Consider the following 19,893-nt stretch of genomic DNA (forward strand, 5'->3'; position numbering starts at 1 on the left):
CCTGAAGGTGCCTACTTTACTTTTAGGAAGTGTTGCTTTTACTATCTATCTCAAACAGTAAAATGCAATAATTACAGGTCAAGTTATTATGTCTACAGTAGCAATTGTATATTTTTCAGGTACTGGTCATACTCATCTCATGGCTCAAGCTATAGCTGAAGGAGCCAGTAAATTGGTGGGAACAGAGGTTGAATTACTACAAATTACAGGAGAACAAATTGTCAATGGTCGCTGGCAAGATGCCACGATTATGGAAAAACTGAATCGGGCAGATGCTATTGTGTTTGGGTCTCCAACCTATATGGGCGGGGTTGCTGCTCAGTTTAAAGCCTTCTTAGATGCGGCCAGCCAAGTTTGGTTTACACAGCAATGGAAGGATAAAATCGCTGGTGGTTTTACGCATTCTAGTTCTCTCAGTGGAGACAAGCAAGGAACGCTGCTTTACTTAGCAATTAATGCCGCTCAACACAGCATGATTTGGGTAGGTGCGGGCGATTTTCCCAGTCACTATCTGGGTAAAACCGATGGCTTGAATCGGCTAGGTTCATTTTTGGGTATTATGGGACAAAGCCCAATGGATATGAGTGGAGCTGAGGCGACTTTAGATCCAGGCGATCGCTTGACAGCCGAGAACTATGGACAACGCATTGGGACAACTGTAAAGCGTTGGAGCAATCAACTGGTTGCGATTTAAATCTTACATTCCAGTTAGTATCTTTAGTTTTTCGCTATTAATTTCACATGAATCACTGGCTGATTTTGCTGCCGATTTGAATGCAAACATCGGTGATTCTATAGGTAATGAAGTGAGCGCTTGCTATGGATGGTTCTATGCTCAAATGGTCTCTTTGCTAGTAGTCTATCCGTCAGCAGCGCTGGTCAAATTGCAGAGCAATTGTCACAGCAAAATTGGTCTACCTTAGCTAACAGAGCAGTAGCATAATGATTAAAGAGATAGAAATCGTCTATGACTTAGTTTGTCCTTTCTGCCTGATCGGTGAACGCATTTTGACGACTGCATTGACAGAACTATCCGATCCTCCGATGGTCAAACGGCGCCCATTTATTCTCGATCCCCAGATTACAGGACAGGGTGTGCCATTCCCAACTTACCATGCAGCAAAATATGGTGAGAGATCGAAGCCAATGATGCGGCATTTGGAGCAATTTGCACAGCGTTACGGTCTCAATTTCAACTTTGATAATTTGAAGACTTATCCGCCCTCTATGGATGGTCATCGTCTGGTACTGTTCGCAGAACGTTTTGGTGCGTCCGGCAAGATTGCTACGGCACTGATGGAGGCCTATTTCTTGGAAAACCGAGAAATCCAAAAACAGTCAGTACTCTTGGAAATCGCCGTTGAACAAGGTCTGCCAAAGGACGAAACCCGTGCAATGCTTGAAAGCGGCGACTTGCGCGAGATTATCGAGCAGGAGGTACGGAATGCTCAAATGAGAGGCATTCGGAGTGTCCCTAGCTATTTTGTCGATGGTAACTATATTGGAGGCACAGAAGAGATCAAACAATACCTTGTGGCTTGACCAAAATAATTCATAATTGTGTGTACAGAGTAACTAAATTTATTGATAGATAGATATAGTAGTTTGCAGGTGAATGAAGTAAGTCGGCACAATCAGGGACTTCCAAATAAAAAAATACCCCACAAAATTGGATAATTCATTTGTTGGAAATCCCTAAAACCAAACTAGGTAAAGAAAGATAAACTAGGCTAAAACCCAATACGCCAGTTTTAGTTTTTAGCCTTAACCCAAGCTTATTGGGCTGAAACATTCTTCCCTTCTGCCTGAACTTTCTTAATATTTGTGGAAGCGATCGCAGGCACTCAAAAAACCCCTATACTTCCGTGGCAAATTATTAATAAATATGAATTATTTTGACGCACATCAATGCGGCCATTGAGAAAAATTACCACTCAGCCAAAGCGATCGCTATTCCTTGTTGCAAATCTGGTGAGAGTGCGGTGTTATTTGCTAACTGCTGCAATTGTTGATATGTGGCTTCACTATCCAGATTTTTCAGTGCAGCGATCGCATGTAGTCTCACCGATGCATTAGGATCAGCTAGCAGCGAAATCAATGGTTCAATAGCTTGCATTTCGCCTAACTGCCCTAAAGATAAAGCGATCGAACTTTTAAAGCTAGCAGTCTCTGTGGCTGGATGCTGCGTTAGCGAAGCTCGCCGTTCGCGTAGCGTTCCGTAGGAAAGGCATCGCAATATTTGCAGTAAAATTTCTGCGGCTTGTGTAGTTTGCGGCTTTTGCACACGCCCCAGAACTGTAACAATTTCTTGCCAAAGTGTCTCTGAAGTGATTTGATTAAATGCTGTTTGCAAATATTCCAAACTGGATGGTGTTCCCACCCAACTTAAAGCCCGGATGGTTTCTAATTGCAGCGTTATCGGTGTATGAGGTGAGATTAGCAGATTAAATAAGTTTTTGGCTGCATCATCACAACCCATCCGGGAAAGGGAAACTGCGGCTGCACAACAAACATCAAGATTAAAGTCGTAAAGCTTAGGTTGCAGTCTTGTCACCAAATCTAATGCTTGGCGTAAGTCGGGGCGAAAACCTAAACCAAGCACTGCTGCACGCCTAATTGTGGGAGCTATATCATCCAAGGCGTTTAACAATACTGGTGGAACACGTTCGTCATGAAAGCTGCTGAGGGCTTCAATTGCAGCAGTGCGGATTGTTGCTTGTGAATCTTGCACTACACTCAATAACGGTGTGATGGTTTCCGTTTGGGGAATACAGGAAAGCGATCGCACTGCTAAAAGCCTTGTATCTTCATCTAATAAAAGTTCAGAGAGTGCAGCGATCGCAACAGTACCCATTTGCCCCAGTGCTGTAGCTGCGATCGCTTTAATTTCTTCATCCTCATCGGTTTTTAATAATTCAACTAAGGGTGCGATCGCATCTGGGTGCTGAAATTCGCCTAAAGTCCGTGCTGCATACCAACGCAATTCTTCTTCTGCGTCTTCATCTTCTAATATCTCAATGAGTGGTGGGATGGCAATATTCCCCAAGTGAGTCAACATCTTGGTCATTTCCCAGCGCTGTTGAAAATCCCCCATCTCTAACATTGAAAATGCTAATGTCAGCAGATATTCTTGATTTTTAACTATCTCTAGATGTTCCGAATCTGTCCCTAAAATTAATTGTTGTAAATATTGAATGAGTGATGACCAATCAGCCATATCATGTGCTGTTTGGGCTTGCACTAAAAGCTGATTGATATTACTCACCATACCCTGAATCGTGAATTATATGAATACAAGAAAAGTACAAATTCGTAAATAAATCGCTGCTTTTAACTGCCCTTACTCTGCATTTTAGTACATCATTACACAAATTTTTAGCAGATGCTTCCTCTCTGATTTAAGCACTAAAGTTCATATTAAAAATTACGAATTACGTTAGCGTAGCGGTAGCGAGTCCGCGAGCGTCATTACGAATTACGAATTACGAATTATTTTAACTTGGCTTGACTACAACTGAATTGCCCTCAATTTTGGCGGCGTAAGTTTTAAGCGCTTCTGTCGCAGGCCCTTTTTGCACTTTACCATCAATGCCAAATTCCGAACCATGACAGGGACAGGCGAATTTTTTTGCTTCAGCTTGCCATGCTACAGTGCAATTTGCGTGAGGACAGGTAGGGTTAACAGCAGTCAGATTTGCATTTTTAGATGTACCGACTACCAACACAGGCCCAGCAGGTGAGTTTTTCGCCAGCAATTGACCTGTTTTATCTAATTCTGCCGAAGTTCCTACTGTTTGCCAATCTCCAGTTGCTGAAGTTGTCCCAGAAGAACAAGCTGCGATCGCTATAGGTAGGGAACTTGCTATCCCACCCAAACCTACCCAATTAATAAAATCACGACGTTTCATAGCTGCTGAAATAATATCTAAGTTTTAGCTAATATTTGCCACTCAATTTTGGATTCAGAATTGCTCTATGGCAATCCAAAATCCCTTTGATCATTTCAAATACTCATCATTAAGCGGTTTGCGTGGGACATTGGCTGGCTTTGATGCAAAAAATGCATCTTATTTATTCAATTTCAGCAATTTTACCAAAAAACCGTAACAATTTATACGATTTTAACATAAATCTGCCTTTAACTTATGAGTATCGAAATTGTTACATAAACACTCTTTAAACCTGCTTGACAAATTTCCAAGATGTAAATAGCGACAAGTTTTCCTTAACTAATCACGGATTTGGAGTTTAGCCTTGGAATGTTCTTAAGTAAAAATAATCAACGGTAAGCAAATATTAAGTTTTTATTCCCTAATCCTCGTAGATACAACACCTGATGAAACTACGGCTTGATTGATATTGAGCAATTATCAGCATATTCAGTAATTTTCATTGAGAGTCAGATCATGACAGACACAGCAACTACCACTACCAGCCTCAATAAGTTCGAGAAATTCAAGGCGCAAAAAGATGGACTCGCCATCAGGGGTGAGATAGAGAAATTTGCCGCCTTGGGCTGGGAAGCAATGGACGAAATCGATCGGGATCATCGACTCAAATGGGTGGGTGTGTTTTTTCGCCCAGTCACCCCAGGTAAGTTTATGATGCGGTTGCGGATGCCCAACGGTATTCTCACCAGCAGTCAGATACGTGTTTTAGCCCAAGTAGTGCAGCGTTACGGTGATGATGGCTGTGCTGACATTACTACGAGACAGAATATCCAATTACGGGGGATCAGAATTGAAGATTTACCAGATATCTTTAATAGATTTCACGCAGTTGGTTTAACCACTATCCAATCAGGGATGGATAACGTCCGCAATATCACAGGCGATCCTGTGGCGGGGTTGGATGCAGATGAGTTGTATGACACACGAGAGTTGGTACAGCAAATTCAAGATATGCTCACCAACAAAGGCGAAGGGAACCCAGAGTTTAGCAACTTACCACGGAAGTTTAATATTGCGATCGCAGGTGGAAGAGACAATTCAGTTCACGCTGAAATTAACGATTTAGCTTTTGTTCCAGCATTTCAGGAAGGGACAGAGCAAGAATTTTCCCAAGCACCAATATTCGGTTTTAACATCCTCGTAGGTGGCTTTTTCTCAGCTAAACGTTGTGAGGCGGCGATTCCTCTGAATGCTTGGGTACTTCCAGAAGATGTGGTAGCTGTATGTAGAGCGGTTTTGGAAGTCTTTCGTGATCATGGGCCGCGTGCTAATCGGCAAAAATCACGCCTGATGTGGCTAATTGATGAATGGGGTTTAGAAAAGTTTCGAGCAGAAGTAGAAAGCCGTTTGGGTAAATCATTATTACCCGCAGCAGCAAAAGACGAAATCGACTGGGAAAAACGCGACCATATCGGGGTATATAAACAAAAACAACCAGGATTAAATTACGCAGGCTTGCACATTCCCGTCGGTAGGCTGTATGCCGAAGATATGTTTGAAATAGCCCGGCTAGCGGAAGTTTACGGCAGTAGCGAAATCCGCTTTACAGTTGAGCAAAACATCGTTATCTCCAATATTTCTGATTCGCGTTTAGCAACATTTTTAACAGAACCGTTGCTGCAAAGGTTTTCTATTGATCCAGGTTTGCTGACGCGATCGCTAGTATCTTGCACAGGCGCACAATTTTGCAACTTTGCCCTCATCGAAACCAAAAACCGCGCCCTGGAAATGATTAAAGCCTTAGAAGAAGACTTAACCTTCACCAAACCAGTGCGAATTCACTGGACAGGATGCCCCAACTCCTGCGGACAACCCCAAGTTGCAGACATCGGCTTGATGGGAACTAAAACTCGCAAAAATGGCAAAACCTTGGAAGGTGTTGACATATATATGGGTGGCAAAGTTGGCAAAGATGCCCATTTAGGAACTTGCGTTATCAAAGGCATACCATGCGAAGATTTGCAGCCAGTATTGCAAGAATTACTAATCAAAAACTTTGGGGCAAAACTCAAACAAGAAGCTTTAGTAATTAACAGTTAGTAAGTAGGTAGGGAGCGTGAAATAGGAAATAAAATCTTAGTTCGTAGTGGGTGAGCAAGGATTATTAGGACTAAAGTCCTTACTACAAACTTGAATTTATTTACGCCTCGCTACTTAATTGCTAGTGCTTAACAAATGACAAAAAATCAAGGAAAAATGAAAAATATTTCGCGTAGAAAATTTATTTTAACCACCACTACTGCGGCAGCGGCTTCGATCCTGGCTCATGGTTGTTCTTCCGGTAGCAATACAGCCTCAACAGGTGGTAATGCACCCTCTGCGGCTCCAGCTGCCAATGTCTCTAAAGTAGCTAATGCGCCAAAAGTAGAAACAACCAAAGCCAAATTAGGATTCATTGCTCTAACTGATGCTGCTCCCCTAATTATTGCTAAAGAAAAGGGTTTCTTTGCCAAATACGGCATGACTGATGTTGAAGTAATCAAGCAAAAATCTTGGCCTGTCACCCGTGATAACTTGAAAATCGGCTCATCTGGCGGTGGTATTGATGGCGCACACATCCTCAGCCCCATGCCTTATTTGATGACCATCAACGATAAAGTGCCAATGTATCTTTTGGCAAGATTAAATACCAATGGTCAGGCTATTTCTGTTGCAAATAAATTTAAAAACCTGAATGTAAAATTAGAAAGTAAGGCGCTAAAAGAAGCTGCGAGTCTTGCCAAAGCCGAGCAAAAAGCCTTGAAGTTTGGTATGACCTTTCCTGGCGGCACCCACGATTTATGGATGCGCTATTGGCTGGCAGCTGGCGGTATTAATCCAGATCAAGATGTGGTTTTATCACCTGTACCACCACCGCAAATGGTGGCAAATATGAAAGTCAGCACTATCGATTCTTTCTGTGTGGGAGAGCCTTGGAATGCTCAATTGGTCAACCAAAAATTAGGTTATTCAGCTTTAGTTACAGGCGAGTTGTGGAAAGATCACCCAGAAAAAGCCTTTGCGATGCGGAAAGATTGGGTTGATCAAAATCCTAATGCTGCACAGGCATTGTTGATGGCAGTTTTGGAAGCTCAACAATGGTGCGATCGCGCCGAAAATAAAGAGGAGATGTGCAAAATCTGTTCTGACCGGAAATACTTTAACGTTGCTGTTGCAGATATTTTAGAAAGGTCTAAAGGCAATATTGACTTCGGTGATGGACGGACTGAGCAAAACTTTTCACATCCGATGAAATTCTGGGTAGATAATGCCTCCTATCCTTTCAAAAGTCATGATATTTGGTTTTTAACAGAAGAAATTCGCTGGGGCTATTTACCAAAAGATACTAAGGTTCAGGAAATAGTTAATCAAGTGAATAAAGAGGACTTGTGGAAACAAGCAGCTAAAGCTATTGGTGTTGCTGATTCTGAAATTCCTAATAGTAGTTCTCGTGGAGTTGAGACTTTCTTCGATGGTGTAAAATTTGACCCTGAGAAACCAGAGGAATATTTGCAAAGTTTAAAAATTAAGAAGGTTTAATGAAGCTTTTAGGGATAATGAAATATCTAACATAATTCTAGTTATTAGTGAGATGATTCTCGCTAATAGCAAGGTTTGTTAGGACTGAAGTCCTTACTACAAACTTTAATTTTTACGCTTGACTACATAAAGGCAATTGGAGAAAAAAGGTAATGGCAGCTATCCTTGGAAGTCGCACTCTCAAAAAAAATAACCGTAAAAATCTCAATAAATTAGTTTCGCAAAAAATTGTGCCGCCACTGGTAGCATTAGCTATATTTCTAGTAATTTGGCAACTAGTTTGTTTAACTCCTAACTTTGGCTTACCTGGGCCAATAGAAACTTTTTCAGAAACTTGGAACCCTTTTATCATTGATCCATTTTTCGATAATGGTGAAAGTGATAAAGGTTTGGGATGGCAAATACTTAGTAGTTTGGGAAGAGTCGCTTTGGGCTTTTCGCTAGCAGCAATTGTTGGCATTGCATTAGGAATTTTTGTTGGTGCTAACAAGTTACTCTATAATGCTGTAGATCCTATTTTCCAAGTGTTGCGAACTGTACCGCCTCTAGCATGGCTACCAATTTCCTTGGCAGCATTTCAACAAGCGAATCCTTCAGCTATTTTCGTGATTTTCATTACATCGATTTGGCCGATTGTGATCAACACCACGGTGGGCGTACAACAAATTCCTCAAGACTATGTAAACGTAGCTAGAGTTTTACGTTTGAAAGGACTAAAGTATTTCCTAAAAGTTGTGTTTCCTGCAACTGTTCCTTATATATTCACAGGGTTACGCATTGGCATTGGTTTATCTTGGCTAGCAATCGTTGCAGCAGAAATGTTAGTCGGCGGCGTGGGAATTGGTTCATTTATTTGGGATGCTTACAACACAACCACAGAAACTAACTTAAGTGAAATTATCCTCGCACTAATTTATGTTGGTTTAGTCGGATTAATTCTAGATAGAATGGTTGGCTTTATAGCCAGCAAAGTTGTACCAGACTAGGGAATAGGGAATAGGGAATAATTTACTTCCCCAATTACGAATTACGAATTACGAATTACGAATTAACAAATGACTACTTTTGTTGAAGTTGACCACATTGACCGTGTATTTGAACTTCCGAATGGCGGCAAATATATTGCTCTAAAAAACATTGAATTGAAAATCCAAGAAGGGGAATTTGTTTCTCTAATTGGACATTCTGGTTGTGGTAAATCTACTTTGCTCAACATCATTGCAGGTTTAGATAGAGCAAGTGTTGGAGGTGTGACTTTAGAAGGGCGGGAAGTTAGAGAACCCAGTCCAGATCGGATGGTTGTATTTCAAAACTACTCTTTGCTGCCTTGGTTAACAGTACGGGAAAATATCGCCCTAGCTGTGGACGAAGTGTACAAGGGTAAGCCCAAAGGCGATCGCAGAAGTATTATCGAAGAACATATCGATATGGTGGGGCTGCATCTGGCGGCGAATAAACGTCCTAGCGAGTTATCTGGGGGAATGAAACAACGGGTAGCGATCGCTCGCGCCTTAGCAACCCGCCCCAAGTTATTACTGCTAGACGAACCCTTTGGAGCGTTGGATGCCCTAACACGGGGTAGTTTGCAAGAACAACTGATGAAAATCTGCAACGAACACAACGTTACTTGTGTGATGGTGACACATGACGTAGATGAGGCGCTTTTGTTGAGCGATCGCGTTGTCATGCTCACTAATGGCCCAGAAGCTCATATCGGGCAAATTCTCGAAGTGCCAATCCCTCGCCCGCGTCAACGCTTGGAAGTCGTCAAACATCCCAGCTACTACAGTCTGCGGAATGAAATGATTTACTTCCTCAACCAACAAAAGCTGGTTAAGAAACGCAAAGCACAGCAAACTTCAGCACCAGTAGCCATATCCCGCAACGGCTTAGAAAAAGTCAATTTAGAAATTGGCTTTATGCCTCTGACTGATGCTGCACCTTTAATCGTTGCTCAAGAAAAAGGCTTCTTTGCCCAGTACGGTTTAGAAAATATCACCCTCACTCGTGCTAATAGCTGGAAGGAAATAGCTCAAGGGGTTGTTACTGGCAAATTAGATGCAGCCCAAATGCTGGCAGGAATGCCCTTAGCCCTAACTTTGGGTGCTGGTGGTAAAAAACCAATTCCTATAATCAATGCCCTAAATATCTCTCGCAATGCGAACGCCATCACATTAAGCAAAAGATTATATAGCCAAGGTGTCAGAAATCTGGCTGACTTAAAAGTAGCCATTAACGCCGCTCCCGACCAAATTCTGACTTTGGGTGTATCTCACTCTACTTCAATGGTGAACCTAATTCTGCGTTATTGGCTGGCGGCTGGTGGCATCGATCCCGATCAAGATGTCAGCCTAACGGTGATTCCACCAATGGAAATGGTTTCTCAACTCAAAGCCGGAAATATTGACGGTTACTGTGCTGGAGAACCCTGGAATTATATTGCTGTTCATCAAGACTTAGGCTTTGTTGCCGCCACAGCTTTAGAAATTTGGTCAGGACAGCCGAAAAAAGTCTTGGGAGTGCGGGAAGATTGGGCGCAGAAATATCCAGAAACTTATCTTGCTCTGCTTAAAGCACTGTTAGAAGCTTGTAAATACTGTGACGATTTCCGCAACCGCGAAGAAATTTTAGAAATCCTCTGCCGTCCTGAGTACTTAGACATAGATCCTGTATATGTTCGTCCTGGTTTCCTCGATCGCTACGATCGCGGCGACGGTACAGAACCACAAGAATTTAAAGCATACAACCAGTTTTATCTCAATCAAACCAACTATCCCAACCGCACAGAAATTTTGTGGATGGCTACTCAGCTAGCACGTTGGGGTTTAACACCCTTCCCGAAAAACTGGGTGGAGGTAATTGAAAGAGTCTGCCGCACAGATATATTTGGTGCTGCTGCCCGCGAACTCGGCTTACTCGATATCGGAGAAGATGACCCTGTTCACTTATTTGATGGTAAAGTTTTTAACCCATCAGAGCCGATAGAGTATCTCAAAAGTCTGGAAATTAAACGGCAAATACGTATTGAAGAAGTATTTATTTAGTCAATGTAAGTAAAGTTTTGGGAAAAGAATTCTTCTTGACTCTGTGTTCTCTGTGCCTCTGCGGTTAAAAAATAATTTATCTAACCACAGAGACGCAGAGAGCGCAGAGAGAAAAAACAAAAATTTAACAAATTACTCAATTCATCATGCAAACAGTAAACGGAATTAACAGTAAAACTCAAATCAATAAACTGCAAACGAAAAAAGCAGAAGATTTTTTGGTAATTGAAGGTGTAAGCAAAATTTATCCAACTTCTGAAGGCCCTTACACCGTACTGGATGGAGTTGACCTGAAAGTGCGGGAAGGCGAATTTGTTTGCATAATCGGTCACTCTGGCTGCGGCAAATCAACTCTGCTTAACATGGTTTCTGGGTTTAATACTCCCACCGATGGTATTGTCCTGCTGCAAGACAAACCCATCACCGAACCAGGCCCAGACCGGATGATGGTATTCCAAAATTATTGTCTACTGCCTTGGCTGAGTGTCTTTGATAACGTTTATCTGGCTGTTGATTCGGTGTTTCCTAAAAAACCCCAGGCAGAAAAACGGGCGATCGTTAGAGAGCATTTGGCAATGGTGGGACTCACAGAAGCATCTGACAAAAAACCCAATCAGCTTTCTGGTGGGATGAAACAGCGAGTTGCGATCGCTCGCGCCCTTTCCATCCGTCCACAAGTCTTGATTCTCGATGAACCCTTTGGGGCATTAGATGCCATCACAAAAGAGGAATTACAAGAAGAACTCCTACAAATCTGGCGTGATCATCAAGTCACCGTACTGATGATTACTCATGACATCGATGAGGCGCTTTTCCTCGCAGACAGAGTTGTGATGATGACTAACGGCCCATCTGCTCACATTGGCGAAATCCTGAATATTCCCTTCTCCCGTCCCCGCAATCGTCGCCGCATCATGGAAGACCCAGAATACTATAACCTGCGAAACTACGCTCTAGACTTCCTATTCCGCCGATTTGCTCACGCTGATGAGTAGTTACCGCTTTGCGGAGTCAAGAGTAGACGCGATTAATCGCGTCTCTACAAGAACCAAGAGTCATTAATTATTCTCTTCCCTTACCTCCCCTGCTCCCCCTGCTTCCCTACCGTCCTCTTCAATTAGGAAGATTGCAATGCTTAAAGGATTATTTTCATTCAGCGATCGCTACCGCATCTTACATCAAACTTGGTTTGCCTTCTTTCTCACCTTTGTCTGTTGGTTTAACTTTGCTCCCTTCGCTACAACCATTGGCAAAGAACTAAGTTTAGCGCCTGAACAAATCAAAACTTTGGGCATCTGTAACCTCGCCCTCACAATCCCTGCACGGCTCATTATTGGGATGCTTCTGGATCGTTTTGGCCCCAGAATCACCTATTCAATGCTGCTAATGTTTGCGGTCGTTCCTTGTTTGGCGACGGCGTTAGCGCAAGATTTTAATCAACTAGTCATCAGTCGTTTGCTGATGGGAATAGTCGGATCTGGGTTTGTCGTGGGTATCCGCATGGTGGCGGAATGGTTCCAGCCGAAGGAGATGGGAATTGCTCAAGGCATTTATGGCGGTTGGGGCAACTTTGGGGCTTTTGGCGCAGAGTTTGCTTTGCCGATACTTGCAGTTTCTACTAGCTTTTTCGCTGGTGGCGCTTCTAATTGGCGGTTTGCGATCGCACTTACAGGGATAATTACTGCTATTTACGGCGTAATTTATTACAACAGCGTTCAAGATACGCCCGCAGGCAAAGTCTACAAGAAGCCTAAGAAAAATGGTTCCCTAGAAGTGACTAGTATCAAAAGCTTCTGGGCGCTGATTGCCTCGAATTTTGGTTTGATTTTCGCTCTAGGTTTATTAGCTTGGCGCTTAGAACAAAAGAATATTCACTTCCTAACTTTGAGCCAAATGTATCTGGCTTGGTTGCTATTAGCAGGATTGTTTGCTTACCAAAGTTACCAAGCTTGGCAGGTAAACCGAGAACTTCTAACTGGTAAAAAAACTTACGCTCCATCGGAACGCTTTCAATTTGGTCAAGTAGCTTTACTGGAATTCACTTACATAACTAACTTTGGCAGCGAATTGGCAGTTGTTTCTATGCTCCCGGCATTTTTTGAAAAAACCTTTGCTTTAGAGCATGTTGTTGCTGGGATGATTGCCGCTACCTATCCCTTCTTAAATTTGGTTTCTCGTCCCAGTGGTGGCTTAATTTCTGATAAATTTAGCTCCCGTAAATGGACAATGACAATTATCAGTATCGGCATTGGTTTTAGTTATTTGACGGCACATTTTATTAATAGTAGCTGGCCAATTCCGCTAGCGATCGCAGTTACAATGTTTGCCGCCTACTTTGCCCAAGCTGGCTGCGGTGCAACCTACAGCATTGTACCCATGATTAAGAAGGAAGCCACTGGACAAATTGCTGGAAATGTGGGAGCTTACGGGAATTTTGGTGGCGTAGTTTACCTAACAATTTTTAGCTTAACCGACGCTCCAACGCTATTTACCACGATGGGTATAGCTGCTTTAGTCTGTGCTTTTATGTGTGCCTTCTTCCTCAAAGAACCCAAAGGTTCCTTTGCTGCTGCTTATGAAGGTGAAGCACCAGAAACCGCAACTAAAAACCCTAACTTTTTAGCAGAAGAATAGACCTGTCATAAATTCTTATAGTTCGTAGCGAATAGACTCAAACAAACTTTGCGCTCCTCTGCGCTCTACTTTGCGCCCCTCTTCGTTTAAATTTCACCCCTCAATTCACCACGATTTTACGCAAAGCTGTATTAACTTGCGCTTTTCAAACAGTCGCTACATCTGAGGTTGCACAATCAAAATAACAAAATGGTACAACTGCCATGAGTGAATTTACCAAAACCCTTTGTCCTTACTGTGGTGTTGGCTGTGGTTTAGAAGTTTCACCTCCAGCCCAACATAACAAAGCAACTAATCGAGATAGTCAAGGTAATCCAATTTGGCGGGTGCGGGGTGATAAAGCTCATCCATCTAGTCAGGGTATGGTTTGCGTCAAAGGTGCAACGATCGCAGAATCTTTAGATAAAAATAGATTACATTATCCAATGGTGCGAGACTCGTTAGATCAAGAGTTTCGCCGCGTTAGTTGGGATGAAGCTTTTGATCTCATCACGCAGCGCATTCAAACAGTACGCTTCACTCAAGGGTCAGAAGCCTTATGTATGTATGGTTCTGGTCAGTTTCAAACTGAGGATTATTACATAGCCCAGAAGCTGATGAAAGGCTGTCTGGGCACTAATAATTTTGATGCCAACTCCCGTTTGTGTATGTCTAGTGCTGTGTCTGGCTATATTCAAAGCTTTGGCTCAGATGGCCCGCCCTGCTGTTACGAAGACCTGGAGTTAACTGACTGTGCATTTTTAATTGGTACTAATACAGCTGAGTGTCACCCCATCGTTTTTAACCGACTGGAGAAGTATCACAAAAAGAACCGCAAAGTCAAAATGATTGTGGTTGATCCCCGTCGCACGCCAACCGCAGAAGCCGCTGACTTGCATTTAGCCATTCGTCCCGGTACAGATATCGACCTGTTGAACGGCATCGCCCACTTGTTGATGCGCTGGGACTACATCGACACCATGTTCATGGAGGACTGCACTAGCAACTTTCCGGCTTATGCGGAAGTGATTCGCCACTATCCCCCAGAAATAGTAGCTCATCGATGTGGAATCAGCATTGAAGATTTAGAAACAGCAGCTCGCTATTGGGGGGAATCGAAGCGGGTACTGTCTTTATGGTCAATGGGTGTGAATCAATCCTCGGAAGGAACAGCCAAGGTAAGAACGATCATTAACCTGCACCTGATGACTGCACAGATTGGTAAACCTGGGGCTGGCCCTTTTTCCCTCACTGGTCAGCCAAACGCAATGGGAGGAAGGGAAGCCGGAGGTTTAGCGCATTTATTACCGGGTTATCGGGTGGTGAAAAATCCCCAGCACCGCACAGAAGTTGAGGAGTTTTGGGGACTCAAGCCAGGACAGATTTCGCCCAATCCCGGTTTAACTGCTTGGGACATGATTACTGGGTTGGAAAATGATGCTGTGGGGTTACTGTGGATTGCGGCTACTAATCCAGCTGTAAGTATGCCAGATTTAGAGCGGACGAAAAAGGCGTTATTGCGATCGCCTTTTACCATCTACCAAGACGCTTATTATCCTACAGAAACCTCTGCCTACGCTCATGTTCTGCTACCAGCAGCCCAATGGGGTGAAAAAACTGGTGTGATGACAAATTCTGAACGAGTGGTAACTTTGTGTCAAGCATTTCGCCAACCGCCAAGAGAAGCTAAAGCAGATTGGGAAATTTTTGCCGAAGTTGGACGGAAATTAGGTTTTGAAAAAGAATTTGCCTTTGCTAACTCTGCTGAAGTTTATGCTGAGTTTGTCAAACTAACTAAAAATCGCCCCTGCGAGATGACGGGTATCAGTCACGCGCAATTACAATCAGAAGGCCCAACTCAATGGCCCCATCCAGAAAAAAGTGATGAGTTAAGAGTTAGGAGTTATGAATTAGAATCTTCAACTCTAAACTCCTCACTCCAAACTTCAAACTCCAAAAGACTTTATACTGATTTGCGCTTTCACACCTCTGACGGACGCGCTCGATTTGGGGCATATTACTCAAAGGGATTGGCAGAACCACCCGACCCAGATTACCCTTTGGTGTTAACTACTGGAAGACTTTACGGACATTGGCATACGCAGACGCGCACCGGCCGGATTGAAAAAATTTGCAAAATGCATCCCGAACCGTTTATAGAAATTCATCCCCGTGATGCTGCTCGGTTAGGTATTGTAGATAGTATGTATGTAGAAGTGCGATCGCGTCGGGGTAAAGCTAAGTTTCCTGCTAAAGTCACAAAAGCGATCGCGCCTGGTACAGTTTTTGTCCCCATGCATTGGGGTTCGCTGTGGGCAGATAATGCCGAAGCCAACGCCCTCACCCATCCAGAATCTTGCCCCGATTCACTGCAACCAGAATTAAAAGCCTGTGCTGTGCAGCTGATACCAATCTCTGTAGAAGTTACAGCCAAAGATTATCAACTCCAGTCCTCAAAAGGATAAGTTCCTAACTGTACCGCTCAAAAGGTAATTTAGTCAATAATCAATATCCAATAGTGATTATCATTTTTTATGGCTCTCTACTATTGACCCATAGCAATTAGCATATTTAAAGAGGTTAAATTTATAATAACCAGAGGTTTGACTAGCGCCGAGTTGAGCTATGGGAAAAAATAAAAATCAGATAGTATTACAAATCATCTTTTTTTAATCCTCTAGATTTATCTATAGGATTTTATTTTATTTTAAAGCCGGGTGCAGCAAATGAAAAAGTTACTGAGGCAAATTCTAGGATCTACCAAAGATGAGAACTTCATGCACATCATTGAAAACATAGAAGTGCTAGTTTCTAAAGTTCTATCTATTTTCATGGTAATTGTAATTTTGGTAGCGATCGGGGATTTAGGAGTATTTATTCTTAAAGAGTTATTTACAGCGCCTTATGCAAAGTTTAACACAACCTTGTATAAAATTTTTGGGCTATTTCTGAATATTTTAATTGCTTTAGAAATTTTAGAAAATATCACAGCTTATTTACGAAAACACGTTTTCCAAGTTGAATTAGTTATTGTCACATCTTTAATTGCTGTGGCCAGAAAAATTATTATTCTTGACTTAGAAAAAGTTGGAGGTATTGATATAATTGGTTTAGGAATTGCTATTCTCGCCCTGTCAATTAGTTATTTGATAATTCGTCTTAGTAATTCCAAAAATTAACTATTAAAAATAAATATTTAATAAGCTCTTGTCTGGCATACAATTTAGTTAGACATAGGTTATTTTGATCACTTTGGAGATAATATAGTATACTTAATACTTAACAGCAGCCTAAACTGTATTTTAGACAAACGATTAATGTGCGATCGCTAGTTAAGTCTTGTTTTTAATTCCTAATTTATGTAACTTAAATATAAAAAATTATGGATGATTAAAAATCCTTAATTTAGAATGATCGAATTTTAAATACTTTCTTATGACAGAATTCTTTGAATTTGAAGCAGACTTTGTTGATTCCCTGCGCTGTATCCCCATGCAGGTGCGTTGCAATTTAGATACTTGTGGCATCAAGCTAAAATTGTCTGATTGGAATCAAATGACTACAGCCGAGCGTCAAGCTTTAGTCGAATTACCTTGCACTACAGAAACAGAAATTCAGTCTTACCGCGAACATATCCAGCAATTAATTTTACAACGCACAGGTATACCAGCTACAAAATTGCCCATCGAGCCACATCCCGCATGGCTTGACTCTGGCACTGTACCACCTAGCCTCCAGGAAAAAGCTCAAGAAATAGGTGTAACCCTGACACAGCAACATTGGGAAGCTTTAACGCCCTTACAGCGTTTTGCCTTGATTAAACTCAGCCGCCCAGGACACGAAAACAAAAACTTTAAGAGAGCGATCGCAGAATTTAATCTGCTTTAATTAGTCAATAGTCATTAACAGAAAAAATCTGTAGGGAGCATTACACCCGTCAAATGATACATTACAGCCCAATTAGTGATGTAATGTATCAAAAATTTGCATATAGGCTAACGCCTAACATCGCTGACTCTAAATTAATATTTACTTTATACAACTATTGACTAATAGGTGAGGGTAACAAAAATATGGCTGCAAAGAAACTTTTGATGCTAGTTGGAGACTATGTAGAAGACTATGAAGTGATGGTTCCTTTCCAGGCGTTGCAAATGGTGGGACACACTGTCCATGCAGTTTGCCCAGACAAAAAAGCTGGCGACAAGGTGCGGACAGCAGTTCACGACTTTGAAGGAGATCAAACTTATAGTGAAAAACCCGGTCACAACTTCACTTTAAATGCTACCTTTGCAGAAATAAAAGCCGAAACTTACGATGGCTTAGTCATTCCTGGAGGACGGGCACCAGAATATATCCGCCTGAATCAGCAGGTGCTAGAAATTACCCGTCACTTTGCCCAAACGAATAAACCGATTGCTGCCATCTGTCACGGCTTGCAGTTATTGGCAGCTGCCGATGTACTGCAAGGCAAGAGATGTACTGGCTACCCTGCTTGTAGTCCAGATGTCAAGAGTGCTGGAGGGATTTATGTCGATATCCCTGTTGATGAGGCAATAGTTGATGGTAACTTGGTGACAGCACCAGCTTGGCCTGCTCACCCTCATTGGTTGGCAGAATTCCTCACAGTACTTGGAACTAGGATTGAACACCCAGAACTGGCTACAGTTGTTTGAGGCAAGATACCGGAAATGTTTTGGTTCGATCTTCAGGGCAGTTTCTTTCCCTACTCCTTGTTCCGAAGCGGCTTAGTCAATTAGCCTCTAGGGGGATCTTGCTACGCGTAGCGTCTCCTTTAGGAAAAGGGCTGTAGGGAGAAGAGTTACTGGCTAACAACAGACCACCAAAAATTATATATTTTTGGAATAGAACTAAATGCAGTAAAAACTACTATTTTTGATAAATTGCCATAGGTTTAAGTTGTAGCTAGGATGTCAAGAGTACACCACAGATACAATCTGATTTATCCGTCTAATAAACCAAGTTTGGGACAAACTCTCAGTAAATGGAATACTTATTTACATTAGGTGAAAGAATTTAAAATTTTGCATTTAGAATTTTAAATTTCTTAGCAGTAAGTGAAGCTATAGTGGATTTAGCAATGCTGCTGTTAATGTGGCTAAGGTTAGTCCTGCTGCCAAATTATGTGAAGAATTAGTTTAGAAACGCACTTCTTATCGATGACAGGCAAACACGCAAGACATAATGCATTTCTGCGGCTAGTGTCTGGTAATGGGGCAGCTTTCGGATCAGAATCTCGCTACTCGCTGCCCCCCAGTAAAGAGATGGTAATTGGACGCGACCCCAGCTGCCAAGTTGTCTTGGATGCCATGATGTACCGAATGGTATCTCGTCGTCATGCAGTGGTTCGTCCCCTTTCTCTATCCCCAGATAGCAAATTCAGCTGGGTGCTTTGTGATTTGAATAGTGCTAATGGCACTTATTTGAATGGACAACGCTTGTATGAATGTCAGGAATTGCACCCAGGCGATCGCATTTCTCTAGGTGCTGATGGGCCGCAATACGTTTTTGAGTACGAGTTTACCTCACTCACGCCGGCAACGACACTTAACCAAGTTACACCATTACCTTCGGCGACAAATTACCACAGCCACACGCAATTAAAGCAGCCAGATTCTGTTAGCTTCACCCAGCTTTTTCCCATTATTTCCACTGGTAAAGATTTAACTCGTAAAGCTTACCTCATACCGGGAATACTGACCGTAATTTTTGTAGTGTTAATGTTTGCTACAGTCGGTCAACCCCAAGCTAATCAAGTTATCGTAGCAACTTACATTGCCTTCGCTGCTTACTATTTCGTTTACCAACTTTGCGGTAAACAGAAGCCTTGGTGGGTGCTAATGGCTGCGGCATTGAGTACAACGCTGATTTTGCTCAGTCCGCTGTTGGATCTATTTATCTTCGTGTTTCGCACCGTCCTACCTGGAAACTTGCCCTCACCCCAAGAATCTATTACGTTCACAGAGTTGCTGGTGCGGATGTTTTTCGGTGCTGGGTTGATGGAGGAATTACTCAAGGCATTGCCTGTAATCGGCGCATATTTTATCGGCAGTGGATTACCTTCACCTTGGCGAGAACGTATTGGAGTCTTGGAACCTCTAGATGGTATTCTCCTGGGAACGGCTTCTGCTGTGGGCTTCACTCTATTGGAAACACTTGGACAATACGTGCCAGATATCACTCAAAATGTCACGCAACAGGTGGGCATAGGCGCTGCTGGTCAACTGGCGGGTTTACAACTGCTGATTCCGCGAATTTTAGGCTCTGTAGCCGGACACATGGCTTATAGTGGCTACTTGGGTTATTTTATCGGGTTGGCTGTCCTTAAACCCAGTAGAAGTTGGCAAATTCTCTCTATTGGTTATCTTAGTGCCTCTGCTCTCCACGCTTTGTGGAATGCTACAGGATCAATCAATGCCTTACTTTTGGTAGTTGTTGGGGTATTATCTTACGCCTTTTTGATGGCGGCAATTCTCAAGGCACGGGCGCTGTCACCAACGCGATCGCAAAATTTTGCTACCCGATTTCTTGGCCCAAAATAAGAGATGGGGAGCAGAGGAAGCAGGGGAAGATGAAGGAGAACAACCAATGCCCAAAGGCTCTTAAATATTTATGTCTTGGGATAGATGTCCTAATGAGAAAATCAGCGTACCGTAAATCTACTTTGGGTAACTATACCTAAAAAATAAAGATCATAAAACTTCTTGCAAAAGTCTTGATTTTCGACTCTTTCTTTGCCCCTCTGT

Annotated in this window: 15 protein-coding genes; 13 read left to right on the forward strand and 2 right to left on the reverse strand. The window is 42.5% G+C overall.

Translation table 11 applies throughout. The features are described 5' to 3' along the window. The first annotated feature begins 88 nt into the window (after positions 1-88). Complete coding sequence (locus ACEYW6_RS04930) at positions 89-694, forward strand: flavodoxin family protein (protein ID WP_412978849.1); 606 nt, start codon at positions 89-91, stop codon at positions 692-694. 248 nt (positions 695-942) lie between these two features. Next, complete coding sequence (locus tag ACEYW6_RS04935) at positions 943-1,542, forward strand: DsbA family protein (protein ID WP_412978850.1); 600 nt, start codon at positions 943-945, stop codon at positions 1,540-1,542. Positions 1,543-1,927: 385 nt separating this feature from the next. Here the strand turns inward: ACEYW6_RS04935 and ACEYW6_RS04940 are convergent, their stop codons facing one another. Together ACEYW6_RS04940 and ACEYW6_RS04945 are read right to left on the reverse strand one after the other, a co-directional pair. After that, the gene (locus ACEYW6_RS04940; RefSeq protein WP_412978851.1) at positions 1,928-3,268 is read right to left on the reverse strand and encodes a HEAT repeat domain-containing protein; all 1,341 of its coding nucleotides are present in this window, start codon (positions 3,266-3,268) and stop codon (positions 1,928-1,930) included. 226 nt (positions 3,269-3,494) lie between these two features. Continuing rightward, the gene (locus ACEYW6_RS04945; protein WP_412978852.1) at positions 3,495-3,908 is read right to left on the reverse strand and encodes a ubiquinol-cytochrome c reductase iron-sulfur subunit; all 414 of its coding nucleotides are present in this window, start codon (positions 3,906-3,908) and stop codon (positions 3,495-3,497) included. Positions 3,909-4,406: 498 nt separating this feature from the next. Between ACEYW6_RS04945 and ACEYW6_RS04950 the strand changes: the two genes are divergently transcribed. The 11 genes from ACEYW6_RS04950 to ACEYW6_RS05000 all read left to right on the forward strand — a co-directional run bounded on the left by ACEYW6_RS04950 (position 4,407) and on the right by ACEYW6_RS05000 (position 19,689). Beyond that, entirely contained in the window at positions 4,407-5,990 is a 1,584-nt protein-coding gene (locus ACEYW6_RS04950) for a ferredoxin--nitrite reductase (RefSeq protein ID WP_412978853.1), read from the forward strand. Between the two features lie 156 nt (positions 5,991-6,146). Further along, the gene (locus ACEYW6_RS04955; protein WP_412978854.1) at positions 6,147-7,469 is read left to right on the forward strand and encodes a CmpA/NrtA family ABC transporter substrate-binding protein; all 1,323 of its coding nucleotides are present in this window, start codon (positions 6,147-6,149) and stop codon (positions 7,467-7,469) included. Positions 7,470-7,621: 152 nt separating this feature from the next. Next, positions 7,622-8,455, forward strand: a complete 834-nt coding sequence (gene ntrB, locus ACEYW6_RS04960; protein WP_412978855.1) for a nitrate ABC transporter permease — start codon at positions 7,622-7,624, stop codon at positions 8,453-8,455. A 69-nt stretch (positions 8,456-8,524) separates the two neighbouring features. Next, positions 8,525-10,513, forward strand: coding sequence for a nitrate ABC transporter ATP-binding protein (locus tag ACEYW6_RS04965; RefSeq protein ID WP_412978856.1), 1,989 nt, complete (start codon positions 8,525-8,527; stop codon positions 10,511-10,513). 146 nt (positions 10,514-10,659) lie between these two features. Continuing rightward, the gene (locus tag ACEYW6_RS04970) at positions 10,660-11,508 is read left to right on the forward strand and encodes a nitrate ABC transporter ATP-binding protein (protein WP_412978857.1); all 849 of its coding nucleotides are present in this window, start codon (positions 10,660-10,662) and stop codon (positions 11,506-11,508) included. Between the two features lie 136 nt (positions 11,509-11,644). After that, positions 11,645-13,147 carry a NarK family nitrate/nitrite MFS transporter gene (locus tag ACEYW6_RS04975; RefSeq protein ID WP_412978858.1) on the forward strand — a complete coding sequence of 501 codons (1,503 nt, stop codon included), beginning with the start codon at positions 11,645-11,647 and terminating at the stop codon, positions 13,145-13,147. A gap of 203 nt (positions 13,148-13,350) precedes the next feature. Beyond that, a complete protein-coding gene (locus ACEYW6_RS04980) occupies positions 13,351-15,591 on the forward strand; it encodes a molybdopterin oxidoreductase family protein (RefSeq protein ID WP_412978859.1) in 2,241 nt (746 codons plus the stop codon). Between the two features lie 261 nt (positions 15,592-15,852). Further along, positions 15,853-16,305, forward strand: a complete 453-nt coding sequence (locus tag ACEYW6_RS04985; RefSeq protein ID WP_412978860.1) for a phosphate-starvation-inducible PsiE family protein — start codon at positions 15,853-15,855, stop codon at positions 16,303-16,305. A 256-nt stretch (positions 16,306-16,561) separates the two neighbouring features. Further along, entirely contained in the window at positions 16,562-17,014 is a 453-nt protein-coding gene (locus ACEYW6_RS04990) for a nitrate reductase associated protein (protein ID WP_190897937.1), read from the forward strand. 185 nt (positions 17,015-17,199) lie between these two features. Beyond that, positions 17,200-17,802, forward strand: coding sequence for a DJ-1/PfpI family protein (locus tag ACEYW6_RS04995; protein WP_412978861.1), 603 nt, complete (start codon positions 17,200-17,202; stop codon positions 17,800-17,802). A 504-nt stretch (positions 17,803-18,306) separates the two neighbouring features. Beyond that, on the forward strand, positions 18,307-19,689 hold the full coding sequence (locus ACEYW6_RS05000) for a PrsW family glutamic-type intramembrane protease (RefSeq protein WP_190897933.1): 1,383 nt from the start codon (positions 18,307-18,309) through the stop codon (positions 19,687-19,689). Positions 19,690-19,893: the final 204 nt, after the last annotated feature.

The organism is Nostoc sp. UIC 10607 (genome assembly GCF_047228265.1).
GTDB classification, from domain to species: Bacteria; Cyanobacteriota; Cyanobacteriia; order Cyanobacteriales; family Nostocaceae; genus Nostoc; species Nostoc foliaceum_A.